Here is a 244-nt window from a genome sequence, read left to right as displayed (position 1 = left end):
CTCAGGCAAATAATCCACAGCTGTTGAACTCATTCTGGCTGCTGGACGATGATAAAGCCGAGGCGCGCTGCCTGTGCGCCAAAGGGGATTTCGCAGAAGGTCAGGTTGTTGCTATCAGCGATCTCGGCGAAATCGCTTACCGTGAAATTCCACTTGGGCAGAAACCGCAGGTGCGCATCGAAGGTGGTCAGCACCTGAACGTTAACGTGCTGCGCCGCGAGACGCTGGAAGATGCCGTCAATCA

At 55.3% G+C, this 244-nt stretch carries 1 protein-coding gene; it reads left to right on the top strand.

Annotation, left to right across the window (positions count from 1 at the left end; translation table 11 throughout):
• Positions 1-244: autonomous glycyl radical cofactor GrcA (locus KVT28_RS26205; protein ID WP_217551198.1), on the top strand; the 244-nt coding region annotated here is incomplete at both ends.

This window comes from Pantoea sp. GbtcB22 (assembly GCF_019091025.1).
Lineage (GTDB): Bacteria > Pseudomonadota > Gammaproteobacteria > Enterobacterales > Enterobacteriaceae > Pantoea > Pantoea leporis.
The sequence above is the reverse complement of the archived record's forward strand: the minus strand, read 5'-3'. Positions and strand labels throughout refer to the sequence as shown.